Origin of the sequence: Gilvimarinus chinensis DSM 19667 (genome assembly GCF_000377745.1) — a bacterium.
Lineage (GTDB): Bacteria > Pseudomonadota > Gammaproteobacteria > Pseudomonadales > Cellvibrionaceae > Gilvimarinus > Gilvimarinus chinensis.
This window is the reverse complement of the sequence record NZ_KB898711.1, coordinates 37,533-57,651: the sequence shown is the minus strand read 5'-3', so window position 1 is coordinate 57,651 and position 20,119 is coordinate 37,533. Positions and strand designations below refer to the sequence as shown.

Genomic DNA, 20,119 nt, shown 5'->3' with positions numbered 1-20,119 from the left:
TACTGGGTTTTACTGGGAGAATTCGCGCAGCCAGTACACTGGCAAATAAATGTAACGCCTGTCGCGGCGATATTGGGTAAAGGTAGAGACAGTGGCCAAGATCGGTTTATTTTTTGGAAGTGATGAAGGTAACACAGAGCAGGTGGCCCAGCGCATTCAAGCCCGTTTGGGGGTAGATGTGGTGGAGCTGCACGATATTGCCGATGTAACGCAGCTGGAGTTTACCGATTATGAGATGTTAATTCTCGGTATCCCGACCTGGGATTTTGGCCAAATCCAATCCGATTGGGAAGAGTTCTGGGACGACCTTGAGCAGGTGGACTTCAGTGGCAAAACCGTCGCTTTGTTTGGTTTGGGCGATCAATTTGGTTATGGGGATTACTTTCTTGACGCCATGGGTATGCTGCACGATGTTATTGCTGCCTCAAATCCTGCGCGTGTAGGGTTTTGGCCTATCACCGGTTACGAGTATGAAGCCTCCAAAGCCGAGCGTGATGGCCAGTTTGTGGGGTTAGCCATTGATGAAGATCAGCAGGAAGATTTGACAGCAGAGCGTTTGGATGCCTGGTGTGAGCAAATTCATCGTGAGTTTGGCTTGCAGACTCCTCTCCACAAGGCAGAGTAAACCTAAGCGCAGGCTTTTTCGTATCACGCCAAAAGCTGAGAGGCTTTATCTCTCCTAACGAAACGCTCTACCTTCGACGGCATTTAGGCTTGAGCGACAAAAGTGGCTCGAGTCGGGCCAGGATAGCCTTCGATGGTTTTGCTCGGGTCCTCCGGGTCGAGAAAATTTTCTAAGGAATGAAATTTCATCCAGTCGGTAGTGCGCTGTTCCTCTGTGGTGGTGGGGCAGATATCCACCATTTTGGCGTGTTTAAAACCACACTTAGCCAGCCAATTCAGCAGTGTGGCGGGGCTGGGTAGAAACCATACATTGTTCATCATGGCATAGCGATCGCTGGGCACTAATACCTCGCCCTCTGCGCCTTCAATTACCAAGGTTTCTAATACCAGTTGCCCTCCTGGTCGCAAGGTATCTTTCAATTCGCGTAAATGATCCATAGGCGAGCGCCGATGGTAAAAAACCCCCATTGAAAAGGTAGTGTCGAAGGCTTTTAGGTCGGCTGGAAGTTTCTCAATGCCTAATGGCAATACATCGATAGGATGGTGTGCGCCCAGAAAGTGTTTGATGGCGGCAAACTGCACCACGAAACGGGGCGAAGGATCGATACCGATCACTCGTGCGGCACCATCACCCAGCATACGCCAGCCGTGGTAACCATTGCCGCAACCTACGTCTAAGATCAAACGATTGTGTAGCGGATCGATTTTGTGGCGGATTCGCTCCCATTTCCAATCTGAGCGCCATTCTGTATCAATGTGGATGTCGTGAATTGTATAGGGGCCTTTGCGCCAAGGGATCAGGCTCTGCAAGGCGGCCAGTGTTTGTTCGTGCTCGAGTTTGCTGTGGTTACCTTTTACTTCAACGCGCTGGGTGAGCTCAATATGCTGAGGGGGGATGGGTGGGAGTTGCTCCAGTGCCTTCAGCCAGGCAGGTAAGTCGCCAAACCTTTGAATGCTTAAGCCTTGCTCGATATCCGTTGTGAGCGTTTCACACCACTTGTGTAATCGAGGGTGCTCGGTGAGAAAGTGAAGCAGTGGCTGATAGTCAATCATGGGTTGATGTGCCTGAGTTCGAAAAGCGCTATAGAGAATTTGCGGGCATTCTAGCGGTGATCCCAATCCTCCTCAATCCGGCCCTGTCATCTGAATGTCATACTTCAAGTAGATAATTCCGCCATGCTGTTAGTTTTCCCTACACTCTAAGATAAGGAGGACGCTGTGGCGCAGCACCTCCAGTTGCAACTGCAAGATGTCATCGAGAGCGATCAGCTCTACCCGGTTTTTCAGCCTATTATCAATGTGATTAACGGGTCCATAGCTGGTTTTGAAGCATTAATTCGTGGCCCCCAAGGGTCTGGCTTAGAGCGGCCGGATCAACTGTTTTCCGCCGCGGCCAGTTCAGGTTTGCTTGCCAGGCTCGAATACACCTGCCGCGAAGTTGCCTGTCAGGCATTTATGGCCCAGCGTCTGCCCGGCCAACTTTTTCTCAATATGACGCCACTGTCTTTTACCGATAGCCAATATCGTGACGGTGTGACCATGGCGATTTTGCGTAAGCTCAAGCTGGACCCCGAGCGGGTGGTGTTTGAATTGACCGAAAAGCAACCCATGGAAGAGTATGATTTGCTCAGCAACGCCTGCGAGCATTTTCAGCGTCAGGGTTTTGCGGTCGCTATTGATGATTTAGGCGCGGGTTATGCGGGCTTGCGTATCTGGAGTGAGCTGAACCCAGATTATGTGAAAATCGATCGACATTTCGTCACTGGTATTGAGCGCAGCGCGGTTAAGCGCGAGTTTGTGCGCTTTATGCTGGATATAGCCAACCGTATTGGCAATAAAGTCATTGCTGAAGGGATAGAGACGGCCGAAGAGTTTAAAACCCTCGTCTCGATGGGCGTGGAGTATATGCAGGGCTTTTATATCGCACGCCCCAGTCGTGAGCCTGTGCATGAGCTGCCAGCTTATTTGAATGAGGTAAGGGCTACCGCCATGCCTCAGTCACGCGATACTTTTTATCATACTTTGCGGGAGGTGACAGTTGTTGAACGGGGGCTCTCTCCTCATATCACCGCAGGCGATGTGGTTGAGCGGTTTCGATCGGATGTTAGGTTAACCTGTCTGCCTGTCGTGGCTGAAGATCAGACCCCGATAGGTATGATCAGTCGGTCAGAGCTTTTAAATACATTTTCTTGGCGTTATTCCTACGAGTTGCACGCTAATAAACCTATTTCCGGATTTATCAGCCCCCGCAGTTTAATAATGGATATCAACAGCGACTTAAACTCCGCTGGTCGATTGGTCACCGAGGACCCGGCGCAAAATCTGAGCGTGGATATTATCGTCAGTGAGTCCGGGCGTTACGTTGGGGTGGCTAAAGTGCGTAGCATCTTACGCAGCATAGCGGATGAGAAGCTGCGGGCCGCCCGACACTCTAACCCTTTAACGGCTTTACCTGGCAATGTCCCTCTGTATGAATGGATAGATCAGCTGCTGTGCCAAAAAGCGGATTTTATTGTTGCCTATTGTGATATTAACCACTTTAAGCCCTTTAACGATGCTTTTGGCTATAGCAGTGGTGATGATGTCATTATTTTATTGGGGCAGTTATTGCGACAAAGTGTTAAGCCCGAGCTGGATTTTGTTGGCCATGTAGGGGGAGATGACTTTGTTATTGTTTTTAAAAGTCGTGATTGGCGTGAAAGGTGTGAAGCGCTAATGGAGCGCTTTCATCGTTCAATTGTTGAACGCATGCCACCGGCGCAGCTGGATTATTGGACCGAAGACCGACATGGCCAAAGAAGGCGGTTTGGCCCGTTGACTATCGCTATTGGCTGCGTCCATCCAGACCCTAACCATTGTCTTACTCACCACCAGGTGGCTTTATTGCTTGCCGAGGCAAAGCACCGTGCGAAGGCTTTGGGTGGCCAGCAGGTGTTTTTATCCCGGCGCCGTATGCCTGACGCCATGATGAAAGTGGAACAAGCGTAGATTTTCCTTATAAGCGCTTTGATATATGCTGAAGCCTCTGATGTTGTGTGGTTGGGCACTGAATGAGCGTGAGCGATATCGCCGAAGCTAAGGTTTTGGTCGTCGATAACTTTGACAATTTTCGTATGGCTGTTAGGCGCCTATTGCAGCAGCTGGGCTGTCTGCAGGTAGATACCGCCGTTAACGCTGTCGATGCGTGGCGCAAGTGCCGAGCGTTAGAGTACGATTTGGTCTTGTGTGATTTCAGTTTGGGACGGGGGAAGAATGGCCTTCAATTGCTTGAGCAATTGCGTGAAGAGCGCCAATTAAAACCCAGTGCTATTTTCATCCTGCTTTCCGCTGAGTACAGTAAGGCCTTAGTCATGGCCGCTACCGATGCAGAGCCAGATGCCTTTTTAACCAAGCCCGTTACCACCAAAAAGCTGCGTGATCGCTTGCTGCGGATATTGCAGCAACGTCGTGCCATGGCGCCGCTGTGGTTGGCCCTTAATGCCGGTGACAAGTCCAAGGCCATCGAGATTTGCCAGCTACTATTGCACAGCAAAACCCGCCATCAGACTTTCGTCCAAAAGCTGTTGGGCCAGCTGCTAATTGAAGACTCTCAGCTTGCAAGTGCTGAGGCGCTTTACCGGCAGGTAATGGCTGATCGTGAGTGGGACTGGGCACAGGTGGGTATGGCGCGCATCTGCTTAGCGAATCACGACTGGCAAAGGGCAGAGCAGTGGCTCGAACAGGCCTTGGTAAGTAACCGGCATTGTATTTCTGCGCTCGATTGGCTGGCAAAAATTTATGCGGATAATGGCGATGAAAAGGCGCGGCAAGCTGTGCTGCAGCAGGCGGTTGAACTTTCGCCACTGTCTGTTCAAAGACAAAGTCAGTTGGGGCAGCAGGCGCTCATTAACCGCTATTTGCCGCTGGCGGCTAGCGCTTTGCGCCAAGCTGTCCGGCTAGGTTTATATTCGTGCTACGACCAGCCGGATACCCATCTGGCCTTTGTGCGCTCGTGTGCTGAGCTGAGCTACGCTGACCGCGAGCAAGCCCAGGCATTCTACAGAGATGTAAACCGGGTGTTAGAAGAGTTTGAAAGTCGCTTTAGCGATGCCGAGCGCTACCTGGTGGCACTGCGTTCGGCCGAGTGTGCGTTTAAAGCGGTTAGTGGCGATGCCGACTCATCTCGCCGGATACTGCAACGGTTGCAGTCTGAGTGTGACTTAGGCACCTTGTCCTCGGATGTGTTATTCGATTGGGTAAGTGCCGCTGATTTTCTGCAAGACCTTGTGCTGCGAAACGAGTTAATTGACTACCTGTGTGAACATCGCTGCGAGGAGCACACTCTTCAAGAAAAAGTTGACCTGTTTCTTAACGAGCCTGTAAGCGCTAAAAAACGTGAGCGCCTGGCCGTATTGAATACTCAGGGTATTGGCTTGTATGAGAAACAAGAATACCTGGAGGCACTGTCCTGCTTTGAGCAGGCATTTTGCGAATTTCCTCGCCATGGAGGCGTGGCGTTAAACTTATTGCAAACCCTAGTGGGCGCGCTTAAAAATGTTCAAGGGGATAAAAGTGGCCACCGAAGAAGGGGGGACGGGCTGGTAGAGCGACTGCAGCAATGGCCGGGTTTAGATGCGGCTCAGCGTGATCGCTTTAATCGATTGCGATCACAATGGGTGAAATTGGCTTAGCCGGTAAAATAGACGGTTAATTTGTGTTGCGCTGCAAGTTATGGTTTTAGAGGTGTCTCAGAGCCGGTTGTTACCTTGAAAACTCAACACCAGTGTTGCATTATCGACAACCCAAACGCTGCCCCGGAAAGGAACTTTGATGTTAAAAATCCGCTTTAAAAATAAAAAATACAGTGCGGTTTGGCTGGTAGAGCCGAGCATCAGTATTGGTCGCGATCGTAGTAACCCACTGGTGGTTAGCGCTCCCAATGTGGCGGATAAACACCTGGTTATCGAAGCCGAGCACGAAGCGCTTCGCTTAATCAATCTGGTTCCAGGCTCGGAAGTTAAAGTTAATGGCCGGGTGGTTGAGGAGGGTCAGCCGCTGTCTCCCCGGGATACGATTTCCCTTGCGGGTGTCGAGTTGGAAATTATCGATCCCAAGGATGAATCCACCGCTGAGCCAGTCGAATCTACCCTCACCAACCCTCGCACCCCCAAGGCAACCGGCTGGGCGCTCAAGGCGAATCACACAGCGCTGGGTAATCGTGTTTACCCGCTTAAGCCCAGTAACCTGGTGGGGCGTTCAAGCGAATGCGATATTTCTCTCGCGGCAGCTCATTTGTCCCGCCGACACGCTGAGCTTAGCGTTATTGACGGTGTTCTTTACGTGCGTGATCTGGGCTCGGCGAATGGTACTTACTTGAATGGTAAGCCTGTGACCGAAGCGAGAGTCAAGCGTGGGGATGAGTTGCGCTTCGACACCCTAAGCTTTGGTGTGATTGGACCGGCTGACGACATGGCCAAAACAACCGTCAGGGCTGTGGGGAAATCACAGGGCTTGCAACCGTCTCGTCCGTCTGTGGGGCGCACCGCCAAACCTGCACCTCCGTTGCGCTCCGAAACGGTTACGGCGTCTCCTGCTCCTTCTGCACACAAGCCACGCTATGGTACCGCAGGCTTGGCTGTGTTAATTGCCTTAACGGCTATTGTTGTTGTGGCTCTTTTTCTGACCAGAAGCTAAAGCATTTAACCTTCTTGCCGTTAACCTTCGGAGACTGCCCAACCCCGGAGGCCCCCTATGTTGACGAAGCAGACGTCCGACACCCCTTTGATTGCTCAAAAAACAACGCAAGTTAATGTTTCGCGTCACCTTTCTTTGTTGAGCGAGCGTGTACAGTCGAATATGGACACTGCAGAGGGTCGCAGCTTAGGGGTTAACCCCCTCACAGCTGAGCAGGCGGCGGGTAATATTCTAGGTTTTATCGAGCGGCAACTGCAAAGAGATGCGGCTGCTGGGGCCAGCGAGAGCGAATTACAAAGCAGGCTGCAGGCCGGGCTTGAAGGGTTTAAAAAAGGCTTTTCTGAGGCAGAAGAGAAACTTTCAGCATTAAATATGCTAAACGACTCGGTACGCACGGATATAGATAAAACCTATGACTTAGTCACTGCAGGGGTGAGCCGACTGGCTGATACTTACGCGCCACAGTTGAGCGACAGCGTGTCGCTAAGCCAAGCCGCACAACAGATGTCCGCACCTACCTCTGCTTTGTATGACTATGCCGGGGCACAAAGCTTTGAATTTATGGTGCGCACCAAAGAGGGCGACACGATAACGGTAGCGGCACGTTCAAGCATGGGGGCAAGTGCTAGCTTTAAAGAGACTGAAAACGGTGCTGCTTATGAGTTTGCCCAAGTTTCCAGCAGCCGCTTTAACTTGTTGGTTTCTGGCGATCTCAACGAGCAGGAGCAAAAAGCCTTAGCGGATTTATTGGATCAAGTTGATCACTTGTCAAAGACGTTCTTTACCGGTGATTTGGATGAGGCGTTTGCCTACGCACAAGAGTTGGGGTACGACGACAATCAAATAAGTGGTTTCGCTTTAAAACTCACTCGAGTTGAATACCAGCGGGTAGGGGCAAGTTACGGGCAAGAGCCTGGACAAGGGCTGGCTGAAAAGTTAGAGCCTGTGGGCCATTTTATTAATGAAACCCAAAGCGCTCTAAGCAAGGCATCCGTTTTTGCAGAGCCGGTTGAGTTGCTGCAGTCTATTATCGACGCTCTTTACCACAACCACCCGGATCGGCCGGGCTCACAAGGCAGCCGCTTCACGGACTTTGTTCATACAATTTTGGCTCAGTCTGTTGTGCTAAGTGGCTCCGAGATCACTGAAACAGATTAACCTTTTGAATTATAATGGCCAATATATAATCGCTACTCGAGAAGAACGTGGATAAAGTGCTTTTGTTGACAACGGCAGGTTGTCATTTGTGTCAGTATGCTCGCCTTGAATTACAAGACTTTGCAAGGGAAATTCAAATTGTAGAATTTGATATTGCCTGTGATGAAAGAATGGTCGAGCTGTATGGGGAGCGTATCCCAGTATTAAAAACTGAATGTGGTAATGAATTAAATTGGCCATTTACCGCAGAAGAGGTTCGTAAACTCTTGGTTTTGAGGCCTAAGGGCGGTTAATGTTTATAAGTCGTTAGAGGTTGTCTCTGTGTGTAATGCTTGTTGGGTTTCGTCCACCCAGCTTAGGGTTTGCAGATAAAGTGATGACAATGAGTGAGGGTCCAGGTTGTAGGTTGCTAAGTAGGCCCAATCAATTTTTTCCCACTCCCCATGCTCGTAAGCAATAACAATTTGTAGCAGTTTTCCCTCTTCGCCTTTGTGGTCAAGTAACGCATCGCGAAGAGAAGGGCTGAGCTGAATATCCTGCAGTACTTTTTCGAGCGGTGCATCCATAAATGCATCAAGCATCGACAGTAAACCCGCGGTAAAGTATGAGTCGCACTGGCTTATCGGTTTTTGGCTTCCAGCCACAAGCTCGCACATTTTTGCTCGAGATAACGCCTTGATTGACAGTTCAGCGGGTTTGTTACCCAGCTTTGCCATGGCCAGCAGCCCAATCCAGTTTTTTATGATTTTTAGTCCCAGAAGGGTGAGCGCCTGTCGCAATGAATCAATTGTTCGGGGCAGGCCAAAAGCGGCAGAGTTAACCAGTTTTAAAAGCTTAAAGCTCAGTACCGGGTCGCGGGATATAATGATTTCAATGTCTTCAAAAGAGGCATTTTTATCATTGAGTTTGGCGAGGAGTTGCAAAACAGCTTGTTTGCTTTCGCTGAGCTTTTGTCCGCTCAGGACTTTCGGTCGTTCCAGAAAATAGCCTTGAAACATATCGCAGCCGATGCTTTTGCAAAAATCAAGCATCTCAAAAGTTTCTATTTTTTCAGCCAGTACTTGTAAGCCAAGCGGTTTTAGTTTTTGCGTGTGTTGCAGCAATTGGTTTGGGGTCAGGGCCAGGACATCCAGCTTGACGATATCGGCATAGGGCAATAAAGCTTCACTTTGTTCGCTCAGCTCGAAATCGTCCAGAGCAATGGTGAATCCTTTTTCACGCAGTGTTTTTAGTCTGTGCAGTAAGTTGGCACCGATATGTTCGGTTTCTAACACCTCGACGACAAGCTGCGATACATCAAATGGAAAATTGGCATCCATCAGCGAGCCGGTAAAATTGATGTAGGCGCGATGCTTGCCTACTACCTTCTCAATGGATAGCTCAGTGAAAGTGTTGAGAAGCACTTGAGTGCTGGCAATGTTCCCATCGGAAATGTTAGCCCGGTTCTGTTGGTCTGTGCGGTATAGAAGCTCGTAGGCAACGACCTCCATATTGCGGTTGAAGATGGGCTGGCGCGCCAGAAGTGGGTGTTCTTGGGGCATTCGCGACTCGGATATAATGTTTTGATTATCTCAATATCGATTGTAGGATAAATTGGCTGTGGCGGGTAAATTTTCTTTTGTTCTGCTTTGTGGGAGTTTATTCTAGGTTCAGAATGGACGGTTAAGCTTCTCGGCAAGGGTATTTATGACAGGCATTCTCAACTCTGTAGATCAACGCACTAATCTGGTTGGGCAAAATCGATTGGAGCTGCTCATTTTTCGTTTAGGAGTAGGGCAAAGGTTTGCGATCAATGTTTTTAAAGTTCAGGAAGTGGTAAAACTGCCTAAGCTTCGCCCGGTACCTCACAGCCACCCTCATGTGCGCGGTGTGGCCCAGTTGCGAGGTAAAGCCGTGCCTGTGATTGATTTGGGGCTTGCGATCGGCCTGGGGCCAATAAGAGATGTCGAAAATGCCAGTTTGATTGTGGCCGAATATAACCGCAGTGTGCAGGCGTTTATGATTGGCGCGATAGAGACGATCGTAAACCTGAACTGGGAAGACATATTACCTCCGCCCAAAGGGGCTGGTCGGCAACACTATTTGACGGCAATTACTCGGGTAGATAATGAGATTGTTGAAATACTTGATGTAGAGCGTGTGCTTGCCGATATTGCGCCAATGAATACCACCGTGTCTAAGGCGGTTGTAGACGAAGAATTAATTGCCGAGGCAAAAGCTTTGGGGCTCAAAGCGCTGGTAGCCGAAGATTCACCTACGGCTTTGGGGCAGGTGCGGGAGACGCTAAAAAATTTAGGCATTAGCATCGAGGCTGCGCAAGACGGTTTGCAAGCGTTACAGCGCTTGCAGGCGGTGAGTGCGAGCGGTAAAAAAGTGTCTGATGAGTACTTGTTGTTAGTTACAGACGCTGAAATGCCGGAGATGGACGGCTATCGGTTAACCGCGGAAATTCGGGCCTCTCCCGAGTTGGCCTCGCTGCATGTGATTATGCACACCTCGTTAAGCGGTAGTTTTAATCATGCCATGGTTGAAAAAGTAGGGTGCGATGGGTTTTTGTCCAAGTTCGCACCCGATGAGCTGGCTCAGCTGGTATTAAAGCGTTTGCGAGAGTTTTTAAAGCCTTAACCACCTACGCAGGTTAAGTAAGCCTTTGTGATAAATCGTCCTCAAGCAAGCCGGTTATAGCGACTTGTCGGCTTCCCCAGGAGTGATAAAAGGCAGCTTTTCCCCTAGCCGGTAACCGTATATGACAGAATAAGCCAGCACGTTTTGCACATAGCCACGGGTTTCACGATAAGGAATGGTTTCAATCCAAATGTCAAAAGGCAGTTGTGTGGCCTGATCTTTATTTAGCCATTTTTTCACTCTGTTGGGTCCGGCGTTGTAAGCGGCGGCGGCGAGAATACGGTTGCCGTCAAATTCGTTAAGTAATTGACCCAAATAGCGCCCGCCCAATGCAATATTGGTTTCGGGTTTTAGCAAATCGTAGGTTGAAAAGCTCATTCCCGAGCGATGTGCTGTTTGTTTTGCGGTTGAAGGCAGCAGTTGCATCAGCCCCAGGGCCCCGGCCGATGAGCGTGCATCTGGTGTGAAAGCGCTTTCTTGTCTGGCAATGGCATAGAGTAAGTGCGGAGAGATGGCCGTTTCTTTGGCGGTTACGTCCACATGCTCTCGATAAGCAATCGGGAAGCGTGTTTGCAGATCGTCCCAGTAGCTTGCTTGAATCATCGCTTGAATACCGTTGCGGTGCCAGCCCCAGCTTTCAGCTAACTTACCGGCGGCAATGACTTCTTGCTCATCCATTGAGCGGGTAGTGTGATACCACTCGCGGCGTGCATTGAGGTTCTCGCCAATAATAAACAGCTCTTTAGCGCGAATAATGCCTGGATTTTCGGCTACTTGATCGCTTATTGGCGCTTCGATTTGTACGGGTTTGTCCACCAGTTCGTATTCCTGCTGGAGGATGTCGGCGGCGAGAAAACCGTAAAACGATCGGGTTTGGGCTACTTGGCTGTAGAGTTGCTGTGCCTGCTCATCATTTTCGCCACTTTGCAGTAGGGCACGAGCTAACCAATAGCTCCAGCGCTCGCTGCCTTGCTCTTCTGCCGGCAACTGCGAAATCCACTTTTGCACGCGAGGCCAATCCTGCTTGCGCAGGGCATCGCGAATGAGCCATTCGGTGACAGTTTCGGTGCTGAGCGCAGGGGTGGAGGCGAGCAATGCCTCGGCATCATCGGTGTAGCCCTGGCGCAACAAGCGCACAGCGATGTAACGCTGAGTGTCTATGCGGGCCTGATCGGCAAATAATTGCTGCGCATCGTATTTATGCCACAAATCAATCGCTTGCTTGGCATCGCGCAGGGATAAACGCTGCAGGCCGTTTAAAATAATGCTCTGCATGCGCTCGCTTTGCTGGCTGAAACGTTTCATCTTGGAGAGCAACCTTGGGTTGCTGTCCACTTCGTAGTAAAGGTCCGCGAGCTTTTTCACCTCTGGCGTCATCTGCTTGCTGATGTAGCGGGCCAGCGAGCGCTGCCGAGCATGCATGGTTTTCTCAAACCGTTGCCAGGCAATATCGTCGTTGAGTAAACCCGCGTCCATCCAGGCGGCGAAAACCGGATCGCAGGCTTTGTGTTGCGATTGGCTGACATTCCACAGTGGTGCGACTTCGTCCAATGCGGTTTTATCACCCGTGTTGAGTCGTGCGCGCAAGCTAAGGCAGTGCAACTCGGTGGTGCTGTTGTCGGCACGGTAATAGCGGATAACGTCTTCCCAGCGGCGAGTGTCAGCGAGTTTTTCTACCCAGAGCCGTTCAAGCTTATTGGCTAAATATGACTCAGGATAGGCGCTTAGAAACTGGTCGACTTCGGCGTTGTCAACTCGGGAGAGCCGCCTAGTGATGTAGCGGTATTCCAGGTAGGGTTTAAGTGAATAATGCTCAAGTTGTTGCACCAGCTGTTGGTAATCGCTGTAGCGGCTCTGTCCCAGCGCTTGCTGAGCCTCGGCGTAGGTTTTGCGCTGCTCGGTTTTATCGCTGATCGAGCTTGGGGCTGCATTGGCTGCCAGCGTCCCATTGGGGAGTAACATAGTAAACGCCAAGCCAAGCACGAATTTACCGACTTGGGTGGATAGCCTAGTCTTCCCTGGCTGGGTTTGGCGTCCTAGATAATGTAGCCGCATATTTACCTCGTGCATGATGCATCAACGACTGATGAGAGCCAGCTTCAGGCAGTGGCCCTTAGGTGCTGTGAATTTCATTTATTGTTATTAAAGGCGGTGCACTGACTTTAATACCGCTTACAGACTGTCTGTAAACGCTAATTAACGTTAATATGCTGCCACTTTTTTAGCGCTGAATGCAAATATTTTAAGTGATATAGCTCACTTCAGCGATATCTTCTAAGCGATGGTTTTTTTGTTATAACTCGCCGGGTAATCTGAACGTAAATATAGAGGTGATATGGCCCTTCTGACAGTGGATAAAGCCGAGTTGAACTACGGCTTGCAAGTGCTTCTGGATAAAGTGGATTTTTCTCTGGAGCGGGGCGAACGATGGTGCCTTATTGGCCGTAACGGTGCAGGCAAATCGAGTTTTCTAAAAGTGCTGGATGGCGAGGTCACCTTAGATGGTGGCGCAGTGGTGGTGGATCGTGGTGTGCGAATCGCTCGCCTGGCGCAGGATTTACCCGATGCAAACGGCCAGAGTGTGTTTGATGTGGTCGCGTCGGGGCTTCCCGAAGCTGGTGCGTTGCTCACGCGTTACTATCATCTGACCCAAGTGAGCGAAGCCGAGCGCACTGACGCCTGGGTGGATCAACTGGCGCGTGTACAGGGTGAGCTTGAGTCTGTGGATGGCTGGAGTTTGCAAACCCGGGTTGAAACCGTGCTTACGCGCTTGGATCTCGACGGCACTACGCCCATGTCAGCTCTATCGGGCGGCTGGCGCCGTCGCGTGGCCTTGGCGCGCGCGCTGGTGATTGAACCCGACGTTTTAATGCTAGACGAGCCCACCAACCACCTTGATGTGGCCGCGATTGAATGGCTGGAAACCGAGCTGATTAACTTTGCCGGCGCCATTGTATTTATTACCCACGACCGAGCGTTACTGCAGAAAGTGGCGACTCACATTGCCGAGCTGGACCGGGGACATTTGCGTACCTGGAAAGGTAACTACCAGAGTTTTCTGGAATATCGTGAGCGTGCCCTGGCCGAGGAGGCTCGCCACAACGAACTGTTTGATAAAAAGCTCGCTCAGGAAGAGGTGTGGATACGCCAGGGAATCAAAGCCCGGCGTACCCGTAACGAGGGCCGGGTGCGTGCCCTGAAAGCCATGCGTGAAGAGCACAAAGCTCGCCGTGTGCAGCAGGGCAATGCCAGCTTTGAGCTGGCAGAGGCCGGGCTATCCGGCAAGTTGGTGGCCGAGCTGGACAGTGTGGGCTTCTCTTATAAAGACAAGCCAATAGTGTCCGATTTTAGCTGCCGAATCCTACGTGGCGATCGCATAGGTTTGATTGGCCCTAACGGGGCGGGGAAGAGCACGTTGCTCAGGTTGATACTCGGGCAGTTGGAGCCCGATAGTGGCCGCATTAAGCTTGGTACCAACCTCACTGTGGCCTACTTTGATCAGTTGCGTGATCAGTTAGATTTGGACAAAAGCGCCGTCGATAATGTGTCCGAAGGTCGCGATACCATCGAAATTGGTGGTAAGTCTAAACATATTATTTCGTATTTAAGTGACTTTTTGTTCTCCGGTGAAAGAGCTCGTACGCCAGTACGTGCGCTATCGGGCGGTGAACGAAACAGGGTCTTGTTGGCTAAGTTATTCAGTAAATCGGCCAATATATTGGTGCTCGATGAGCCCACCAATGACCTCGATGTCGAAACCTTAGAGCTGCTTGAGGAAGTGCTCAGTCAATTTGGCGGTACTGTGTTGTTGGTGAGCCACGACCGGGCGTTTTTGAATAATCTGGTCAGCAGCACCATCGCGTTTGAAGGCGGCGGGCAGGTTCGTGAATACGTTGGCGGTTACGACGATTGGATTCGTCAGGGCGGTAAATGGCGTGAACCTCAAACGCATGCTAAGCCAGAAATACGTTCACCATCCAATAACCACGATGCCAGCGCCGCCGTGTCCCAGAGTGCTAAACCACAGGAAAAAAAGAAACTTTCGTATAAGCTACAGCGAGAGTTTGATGCTTTGCCTGGAGAAATTGAGCGCTTGGAAAGTGAGCTTGAAGCGTTGCAAGCAAAAGCGTCGAGCGATAATTTTTACAGCGGCGATCCAGCGGAAGTTGAAGCCCATATGCAGGCTATGGCCGTTGCCCAGGAAGCGCTCGATAACTGTTACGAGCGCTGGGCTGAGCTGGAGGAAATGGGTGGTTAGGTTAACCCTCGCCGCTCACGCGAATAGCCAGTACATCGCAGCCGGCGCCGTGCAGTACGCTGTTGGAGGTAGACCCCAGCAGCAGTGCAAAGCCTTTGCGCCCATGACTGCCGACGGCGATTAAATCGGCATTGATTTGCTTGGCCAGGTGGTGCAGTTCGGTTGCCGCTTGGCCCACCAGCACGTGCTCTTGCTCTACGGTGCAATCCGCGTTGCGGATAAGCCGAATCAATTCCTGTTCGGCTTTGATTTGCAGCTGGTCCTGCACTTCGGACAGATCGATGGGCATGTCGCCACCGTAAGCGAAGGTGAGCGGTTCGATGACATGAGCGACCGTGAGTTTCGCACCGCAAACCTGCGCCAGAGCCGCGGCTTTTTGAAGGATCTGGGGGCACTCTTCGGTAAGGTCCAGTCCCACCAGAATGTGTTGGTAGGCGTTCATGGTGTTCTCCTTTCGATGGCTGATGTTAAAAGTTTGGATGATTTTGGAGTAAATCGCCAGCCTGTTGCATATCTGATGTGTGACGATGCCGCAAGCCACTGCAGAGCGATAAAACTTAGCCTTACTTAACTTAGCCTTAATAGAAGCGATAACTCGGTATGAACTCAATCACCATTATCATCATTATTTTAGTTGCGGCGATGGTCATTGGGCCTGTGGCAATGATGCGACCTTCACCAGCCCAAAAACGACGTGAAGCAATTCGTGCTTATGCGTTTAAGCAAGGGTTGGGGGTTACGGTGAGAAGACCTCCGCAAATACCAACAGACTTGGATGCACCTTCTTTGTTGCCAGCTTACACAATTAAAATAAAGGGAGGGGAGGGCTGGGCGCTGCGCCGTGCTTCGTATAAACATGAATCTCATGTGGCACAACACTGGCATCTCGTGCAGGGTGCATTAAGTGCTTCTAGCGAAGCCTTCCTTAATGCACGGTTACCCGATTTATCAGCTCGTATCGTGGCGATCACCAGCGCTACAGGAGAGTTGGCAGTGTTGTGGCATGAAAGCCACGAGCCTGCTGACGTAGAGGGTGTCCGTAATTTTCTTGTGGCCTTGGCTGAGGTGGAGCAAGCACGAATAATCCGCAGTTAAAGTATCTGTTCAATGTTCTGTGCGTTTTCCTCAGGTGTATATTCCGGGAAATATTCTTCGCTAAGGTGCATCCCAGGCTGTTGCATCAATTCGCTTAATTCGCGAATAAGGGCTAAGCGTCTGGGGTCTGGATGTTGCGATGCTTGCAGCAGTTCTTGTGCTTTACGAAAATAATTGAAAGCGCTGATTTGCTGGTCATTCTCTCTTGCTAAGTAGCCTGCCCCGACCATTGAGAGGACGCTGATCATTAACCGCGCCCATTCAATTTGGTTACTGTGCTCCAAGGCTTGATCTATCGTCAGCTGCTCCCGAGTTTGACGCTTGTGAATGAAACGCAGCGCGTTAGCGAGCTTAGCCTGTTGGACCTTGATCTCTGTATCGCTGTGACACAGGCGGTCGAGTCGGCGCTCGATAAGTCCGCTACTGAGTTGTTGCAGCTCGGTTTCGGCTTTATCCAGTCGAGCTTGAACTAATTTATTGGATGGGGGGTGTTCGGTATCCAGTAAAGCCTTCAATAAAGCGCATTTTTCACGGGCCAATTCACAGCAAGTGGCGGTGTTTTCTACAGTTTGCAGGCAGGCTTCGAGCCCTTCTTCAAGGTTTTCTAGCCCGAGGGAGAGTTGCTCGCGTCGTCGGGCCAGTTGTTTAAGCTGTTGCTGGCGTTGATTAATAATATTGACCCCCGCCAGAGCTGCCAGCGTGATCACAATCAATGCTCCCAGGGCCAGAGTGGTCATGCGAATTTCCTAAAAAATTGTGCTCTAGTCATAATGGCGATTAAGTTGGCCTAATGTTGCTAACGGTTTAAGCTTAAAAAATCAATAGATATCAATAGGTTGTTGCTAATTAAGAGGCTTGCTCAATCGTTTAAAACGCGCTCTTAAGGTGGCGTATAAAATACCATTTTTTGATGGGAATCCAGAAAAAATTCACGGCCCCTTGCTTGACCCTGGCCCTCACAGGACTTATATATGCCCACCTCGCAGCGACTGTTTGGGTTGTTTAGCATTCCGGCAGCGCCTACGCTTTAGACGAAAAGCGCAACTTCTGACTGATTGAGATAAAGGAACATTAAGCGCGTATGGGTAAATCTCTGGTAATTGTAGAGTCGCCAGCCAAAGCGAAAACGATCAATAAATACCTCGGTCGAGATTTTATTGTTAAGTCCAGCGTAGGTCATATCCGCGATTTGCCCACCAGTGGCAGCGCTAAGAAAACCGACCCAAAAGAACGCGCCAAACAAGCGGCTAAAACTCGCAAGATGTCGCCCGATGAAAAGGCTAAGTACCAGGCTGAAAAAGCGCATAAACAGTTAATTAATCGTATGGGGATTGACCCCGAGCACGGCTGGGATGCGCACTACGAAATCCTGCCCGGCAAAGAGAAGGTTGTCAGTGAGCTCAAACAGCTTGCCGAAACTGCCGATACGGTTTATCTCGCGACGGATTTGGACCGCGAGGGGGAAGCCATCGCCTGGCATTTGCGCGAGGCAATTGGTGGTGATAATGATCGCTTTAGACGTGTGGTGTTCAACGAGATTACCAAGTCGGCCATTCAGAATGCGTTTAAAGCGCCGGGTCCGATCGACCAGGACCGTGTGAATGCACAGCAAGCGCGCCGTTTTCTCGATCGGGTAGTGGGTTACATGGTGTCGCCACTGCTGTGGGAAAAAATTGCCCGAGGTCTGTCGGCCGGGCGTGTACAGTCGGTAGCCGCTAAACTTGTAGTAGAGCGCGAGCGAGAGATTCGCGCGTTTATTCCTGAAGAGTACTGGAATATTTTCGCCGATCTGGCTGCCAAAAGCGGTGATAATATTCGCTTTGAAGTTAAAAAGAAAAGCGGCGAAAACTTCCGTCCAGACAACGAAGCCGACGCCATGGCGGCGGTTGCGGATCTTAAAGATGCTGACTATACGGTTAAGGCCCGTGAGGATAAACCCACCCAGTCGAAGCCTTCAGCGCCCTTTATTACCTCGACCTTGCAGCAGGCGGCCAGCACCCGTTTAAGTTTTGGTGTTAAAAAGACCATGATGCTGGCGCAACGTCTGTACGAGGCAGGCTACATTACCTACATGCGTACGGATTCAACCAATCTGAGCCAAGAGGCTGTTGCATCGTGTCGTGAGTATATCGCTGAAGAGTTCGGTAAAAAGTACCTGCCAGAGTCTGCGAATGTTTACTCCAGCAAAGAGGGCGCGCAGGAAGCGCACGAGGCAATTCGCCCCTCCAGCGTCACTGTTATGCCCACCCAGCTGCAAAACATGGATCGAGATGCCGAGCGCTTGTACGCGCTGATCTGGGCGCAGTTTGTGGCTTGCCAAATGAGCCCGGCACAGTACACCAGTACCAACATTACCGTGACTGCGGGTGACTATGAGCTGCGCACGCGAGGTCGTGTTATCCGTTTTGATGGTTTTACCAAGGTGATGCCACCTATCAGCAAGAAAGACGAGGACGTGGTATTGCCCGAGGTTGCGGTGGGCGATGCATTACCCTTTCAAAAGCTTGATCCCTCCCAGCACTTTACCAAGCCGCCGGCCCGATACAGTGAAGCGAGTCTGGTTAAAGAGCTTGAAAAAAGAGGTATTGGCCGCCCTTCAACGTATGCGTCCATTATTTCCACGATTCAGGATCGGGGTTATGTACGCGTAGAAAATCGACGTTTTTACGCCGAAAAAATGGGCGATATTGTTACCGAGCGGTTGAACGAAAGTTTTGAAGATTTAATGGATTATGGCTTTACCGCCAGCATGGAGCAATCGCTCGATGTTGTGGCAGAGGGCGGAAAAAATTGGCGAGAGCTGCTGGATGAGTTTTACGCGGATTTTATTAAAAAGCTGGCCCAGGCCCAGAGCAAAGAGCGTGGAGGAATGCGTACAAACTCCCCGACCGATACGGATATTGAATGCGCTAAGTGTGGTCGTTCAATGCAAATTCGTACTGGCTCTACCGGGGTGTTTTTAGGCTGCTCTGGTTACGGGTTGCCCCCAAAAGAACGTTGTAAACACACCATGAATTTGGTGTCGGGCGAAGAAGCTATTGATGTAGAGGCGGATGAAGAGGCGGAGTCTCGACAGTTGCGCTCTAAGCGGCGCTGCGCGCTTTGCAACAGCGCCATGGATAGCTACCTGTTAGATGAAAAACGTAAGTTGCATATTTGCGGTAACAACCCGGACTGCCCGGGTTATGAAGTGGAGCAGGGCACCTTTAAACTGAAAGGTTATGAAGGTCCGACTCTTGAGTGCGATAAGTGCGGCAGTGAAATGCAGCTAAAGACTGGCCGTTTCGGAAAATACTTCGGTTGCACCAATGAAGAATGTAAAAACACCCGTAAGTTGTTAAAAAATGGTGAAGCGGCGCCGCCAAAAATGGATCCTGTGCCAATGCCTGAGCTACAGTGTCAAAAAGTCGATGACACCTATGTGTTACGCGACGGTGCCTCGGGGTTGTTCTTGGCCGCCAGCGGCTTTCCCAAGAACCGCGAAACCCGCGCGCCCTTAGTGAGCGAGCTGCTGCCGCATAAAAAAGAAATAGATCCTAAGTACACCTTTTTGTTTTCTGCTCCAACGGAAGACCCGGATGGTGTGCCAACGGTGGTTCGTTTCAGCCGCAAGACCAAAGAGCAGTACGTTCAATCGGAAGTGGACGGCAAAGCGACGGGTTGGAAAGCGTTCTACACAGGCGGCAAGTGGATGCCGAATAAATAAGAAGGCGAGTCATGGCAGTGTCTTTGGTTTCTCTGGTAAATCAGCGCTTGGCATGCTGCAAGGCGCTATTGCCGGACATTGAAAGCAGTCGCACGGCGGTGCATCACAAAGCCTTGGTGGACGCCTGTTTGTTTCACTTGGTGTGTGGATATCAGCACTACGTGAGAGAGCTGGGCGCAACCTATGGGATCAAAAATCTAGGGCTCCTTACGGATGAGATTTCGCTCAGTCAGGCTTTGGCGCAGCAGGGTAAAACGTCTGCTGAGGTATTGGAGCTGGAAAACCTTTCCTCTTCCCCGAATAGCTGGTTGTGCGAGCTCAAAGGCCATTATGCGGCTGTGTGGGCGCTGCCTGAGCGGGAGCCAGATGCAGGGGTTATTCCTCTGACCAATGTAGATGAGCCTGAGCTTTTTGAGTTAACCCCCGAATCTCTCGCTAAGATCTGCCGTGAGTTTCAAGGTTTGGTTGCGCGCCATCGTGAAAGCTCTCTGGAGTGCTAAGCTCTTGATATGCGCACTTGCCCCCGGCGTTTCAGGCGCCGCGGGATAATTGCACATTTATTGTGCCGCCGAATACTGTTAAACTGGACTGCTTTAGTTTGGATTACACACCCGGATTGACGGCGGGCGGAGATAGTATGTCAGCATCCCTGTATGAAATTGTAGAGTTAGCCAATGGCGACGTGGTACTGCAGCGCGCCGATGAAGAGGGCGAACCCTTGCTGTGCATAAAATTCTCTACCGAATCCCTGTCATTTATGCGTGAAGGTAAGTTTGATATCGCCAAGGCCATGATAGAGGCGGGCATGGAAGCGGCGGGCGACCTCGCTGATGCCGAGCCAGAAGAGCCAATGGCTGAAGACGACGAACTAAGTGTATACAACAAGCGTACTCTGCATTAATTCAATACTACAGCGCCACTGGGCGTGCCTTCCTCCTAAATCTGAGAGCCCCGAAAGCAAAAGGGGTAAAGAGATTAAA

17 protein-coding genes are annotated in these 20,119 nt (G+C 50.8%); 12 read left to right on the top strand and 5 right to left on the bottom strand.

Annotated elements, in window-relative coordinates; genetic code table 11:
• Positions 1–91 precede the first annotated feature (91 nt).
• On the top strand, positions 92–625 hold the full coding sequence (locus tag D568_RS0114930; protein WP_020210409.1) for a flavodoxin: 534 nt from the start codon (positions 92–94) through the stop codon (positions 623–625).
• A gap of 83 nt (positions 626–708) precedes the next feature.
• Here D568_RS0114930 and cmoB read toward each other — a convergent pair whose 3' ends face one another.
• Entirely contained in the window at positions 709–1,677 is a 969-nt protein-coding gene (cmoB, locus tag D568_RS0114925; RefSeq protein WP_020210408.1) for a tRNA 5-methoxyuridine(34)/uridine 5-oxyacetic acid(34) synthase CmoB, read from the bottom strand.
• Between the two features lie 165 nt (positions 1,678–1,842).
• Between cmoB and D568_RS0114920 the strand changes: the two genes are divergently transcribed.
• The 5 genes from D568_RS0114920 (at position 1,843) to D568_RS0114900 (ending at position 7,748) form a co-directional block, all read left to right on the top strand.
• Positions 1,843–3,612, top strand: coding sequence for a bifunctional diguanylate cyclase/phosphodiesterase (locus tag D568_RS0114920; RefSeq protein WP_020210407.1), 1,770 nt, complete (start codon positions 1,843–1,845; stop codon positions 3,610–3,612).
• 62 nt (positions 3,613–3,674) lie between these two features.
• On the top strand, positions 3,675–5,294 hold the full coding sequence (locus tag D568_RS0114915) for a response regulator (protein ID WP_020210406.1): 1,620 nt from the start codon (positions 3,675–3,677) through the stop codon (positions 5,292–5,294).
• A 139-nt stretch (positions 5,295–5,433) separates the two neighbouring features.
• Positions 5,434–6,297 carry an FHA domain-containing protein gene (locus D568_RS0114910; protein ID WP_020210405.1) on the top strand — a complete coding sequence of 288 codons (864 nt, stop codon included), beginning with the start codon at positions 5,434–5,436 and terminating at the stop codon, positions 6,295–6,297.
• A gap of 57 nt (positions 6,298–6,354) precedes the next feature.
• Positions 6,355–7,455, top strand: coding sequence for a DUF5610 domain-containing protein (locus D568_RS0114905; RefSeq protein ID WP_020210404.1), 1,101 nt, complete (start codon positions 6,355–6,357; stop codon positions 7,453–7,455).
• 47 nt (positions 7,456–7,502) lie between these two features.
• A complete protein-coding gene (locus D568_RS0114900) occupies positions 7,503–7,748 on the top strand; it encodes a glutaredoxin family protein (RefSeq protein WP_020210403.1) in 246 nt (81 codons plus the stop codon).
• A 3-nt stretch (positions 7,749–7,751) separates the two neighbouring features.
• On the opposite strand, the gene D568_RS20310 is transcribed toward D568_RS0114900, so the two are convergent.
• The gene (locus D568_RS20310) at positions 7,752–8,996 is read right to left on the bottom strand and encodes an EAL and HDOD domain-containing protein (RefSeq protein WP_020210402.1); all 1,245 of its coding nucleotides are present in this window, start codon (positions 8,994–8,996) and stop codon (positions 7,752–7,754) included.
• A gap of 145 nt (positions 8,997–9,141) precedes the next feature.
• On the opposite strand from D568_RS20310, the gene D568_RS0114890 reads away from it, so the two are divergent.
• Positions 9,142–10,080: a chemotaxis protein CheV gene (locus D568_RS0114890; RefSeq protein WP_020210401.1), complete on the top strand. Its 939-nt coding sequence runs from the start codon at positions 9,142–9,144 to the stop codon at positions 10,078–10,080.
• Between the two features lie 54 nt (positions 10,081–10,134).
• Here the strand turns inward: D568_RS0114890 and D568_RS0114885 are convergent, their stop codons facing one another.
• Positions 10,135–12,042 carry a transglycosylase SLT domain-containing protein gene (locus D568_RS0114885; protein ID WP_020210400.1) on the bottom strand — a complete coding sequence of 636 codons (1,908 nt, stop codon included), beginning with the start codon at positions 12,040–12,042 and terminating at the stop codon, positions 10,135–10,137.
• 373 nt (positions 12,043–12,415) lie between these two features.
• Here D568_RS0114885 and D568_RS0114880 point away from each other — a divergent pair, with 373 nt between their 5' ends.
• A complete protein-coding gene (locus tag D568_RS0114880) occupies positions 12,416–14,338 on the top strand; it encodes an ATP-binding cassette domain-containing protein (RefSeq protein WP_020210399.1) in 1,923 nt (640 codons plus the stop codon).
• Between the two features lies 1 nt (position 14,339).
• Here the strand turns inward: D568_RS0114880 and D568_RS0114875 are convergent, their stop codons facing one another.
• Positions 14,340–14,780, bottom strand: a complete 441-nt coding sequence (locus D568_RS0114875; protein ID WP_020210398.1) for a universal stress protein — start codon at positions 14,778–14,780, stop codon at positions 14,340–14,342.
• A 158-nt stretch (positions 14,781–14,938) separates the two neighbouring features.
• On the opposite strand from D568_RS0114875, the gene D568_RS0114870 reads away from it, so the two are divergent.
• Entirely contained in the window at positions 14,939–15,433 is a 495-nt protein-coding gene (locus D568_RS0114870; protein WP_020210397.1) for a hypothetical protein, read from the top strand.
• Here D568_RS0114870 and D568_RS0114865 read toward each other — a convergent pair.
• Positions 15,430–16,170 carry a hypothetical protein gene (locus tag D568_RS0114865; RefSeq protein WP_020210396.1) on the bottom strand — a complete coding sequence of 247 codons (741 nt, stop codon included), beginning with the start codon at positions 16,168–16,170 and terminating at the stop codon, positions 15,430–15,432. The two genes, D568_RS0114870 and D568_RS0114865, sit on opposite strands and share 4 nt — an antisense overlap.
• 344 nt (positions 16,171–16,514) lie before the next feature.
• On the opposite strand from D568_RS0114865, the gene topA reads away from it, so the two are divergent.
• The 3 genes from topA (at position 16,515) to D568_RS0114850 (ending at position 20,040) form a co-directional block, all read left to right on the top strand.
• Positions 16,515–19,139 (top strand): type I DNA topoisomerase, encoded by a 2,625-nt coding sequence (gene topA / locus D568_RS0114860; RefSeq protein ID WP_020210395.1) that lies wholly within the window; start codon positions 16,515–16,517, stop codon positions 19,137–19,139.
• An 11-nt stretch (positions 19,140–19,150) separates the two neighbouring features.
• On the top strand, positions 19,151–19,639 hold the full coding sequence (locus tag D568_RS0114855; protein WP_020210394.1) for a DUF6586 family protein: 489 nt from the start codon (positions 19,151–19,153) through the stop codon (positions 19,637–19,639).
• A 137-nt stretch (positions 19,640–19,776) separates the two neighbouring features.
• The gene (locus D568_RS0114850) at positions 19,777–20,040 is read left to right on the top strand and encodes a hypothetical protein (RefSeq protein ID WP_020210393.1); all 264 of its coding nucleotides are present in this window, start codon (positions 19,777–19,779) and stop codon (positions 20,038–20,040) included.
• Positions 20,041–20,119 lie beyond the last annotated feature (79 nt).

Excerpts from the sequence above, each read along its gene's own strand:
- cmoB (WP_020210408.1), bottom strand. The coding sequence starts at position 1,677 with ATGATTGACTATCAGCCACTGCTTCACTTTCTCACCGAGCACCCTCGA.
- D568_RS0114915 (WP_020210406.1), top strand. The coding sequence starts at position 3,675 with ATGAGCGTGAGCGATATCGCCGAAGCTAAGGTTTTGGTCGTCGATAAC.
- D568_RS0114910 (WP_020210405.1), top strand. The coding sequence starts at position 5,434 with ATGTTAAAAATCCGCTTTAAAAATAAAAAATACAGTGCGGTTTGGCTG.
- D568_RS0114905 (WP_020210404.1), top strand. The coding sequence starts at position 6,355 with ATGTTGACGAAGCAGACGTCCGACACCCCTTTGATTGCTCAAAAAACA.
- D568_RS20310 (WP_020210402.1), bottom strand. The coding sequence starts at position 8,996 with ATGCCCCAAGAACACCCACTTCTGGCGCGCCAGCCCATCTTCAACCGC.
- D568_RS0114890 (WP_020210401.1), top strand. The coding sequence starts at position 9,142 with ATGACAGGCATTCTCAACTCTGTAGATCAACGCACTAATCTGGTTGGG.
- D568_RS0114885 (WP_020210400.1), bottom strand. The coding sequence starts at position 12,042 with ATGTTACTCCCCAATGGGACGCTGGCAGCCAATGCAGCCCCAAGCTCG.
- D568_RS0114880 (WP_020210399.1), top strand. The coding sequence starts at position 12,416 with ATGGCCCTTCTGACAGTGGATAAAGCCGAGTTGAACTACGGCTTGCAA.
- D568_RS0114875 (WP_020210398.1), bottom strand. The coding sequence starts at position 14,780 with ATGAACGCCTACCAACACATTCTGGTGGGACTGGACCTTACCGAAGAG.
- D568_RS0114870 (WP_020210397.1), top strand. The coding sequence starts at position 14,939 with ATGAACTCAATCACCATTATCATCATTATTTTAGTTGCGGCGATGGTC.
- D568_RS0114865 (WP_020210396.1), bottom strand. The coding sequence starts at position 16,170 with ATGACCACTCTGGCCCTGGGAGCATTGATTGTGATCACGCTGGCAGCT.
- topA (WP_020210395.1), top strand. The coding sequence starts at position 16,515 with ATGGGTAAATCTCTGGTAATTGTAGAGTCGCCAGCCAAAGCGAAAACG.
- D568_RS0114855 (WP_020210394.1), top strand. The coding sequence starts at position 19,151 with ATGGCAGTGTCTTTGGTTTCTCTGGTAAATCAGCGCTTGGCATGCTGC.
- D568_RS0114850 (WP_020210393.1), top strand. The coding sequence starts at position 19,777 with ATGTCAGCATCCCTGTATGAAATTGTAGAGTTAGCCAATGGCGACGTG.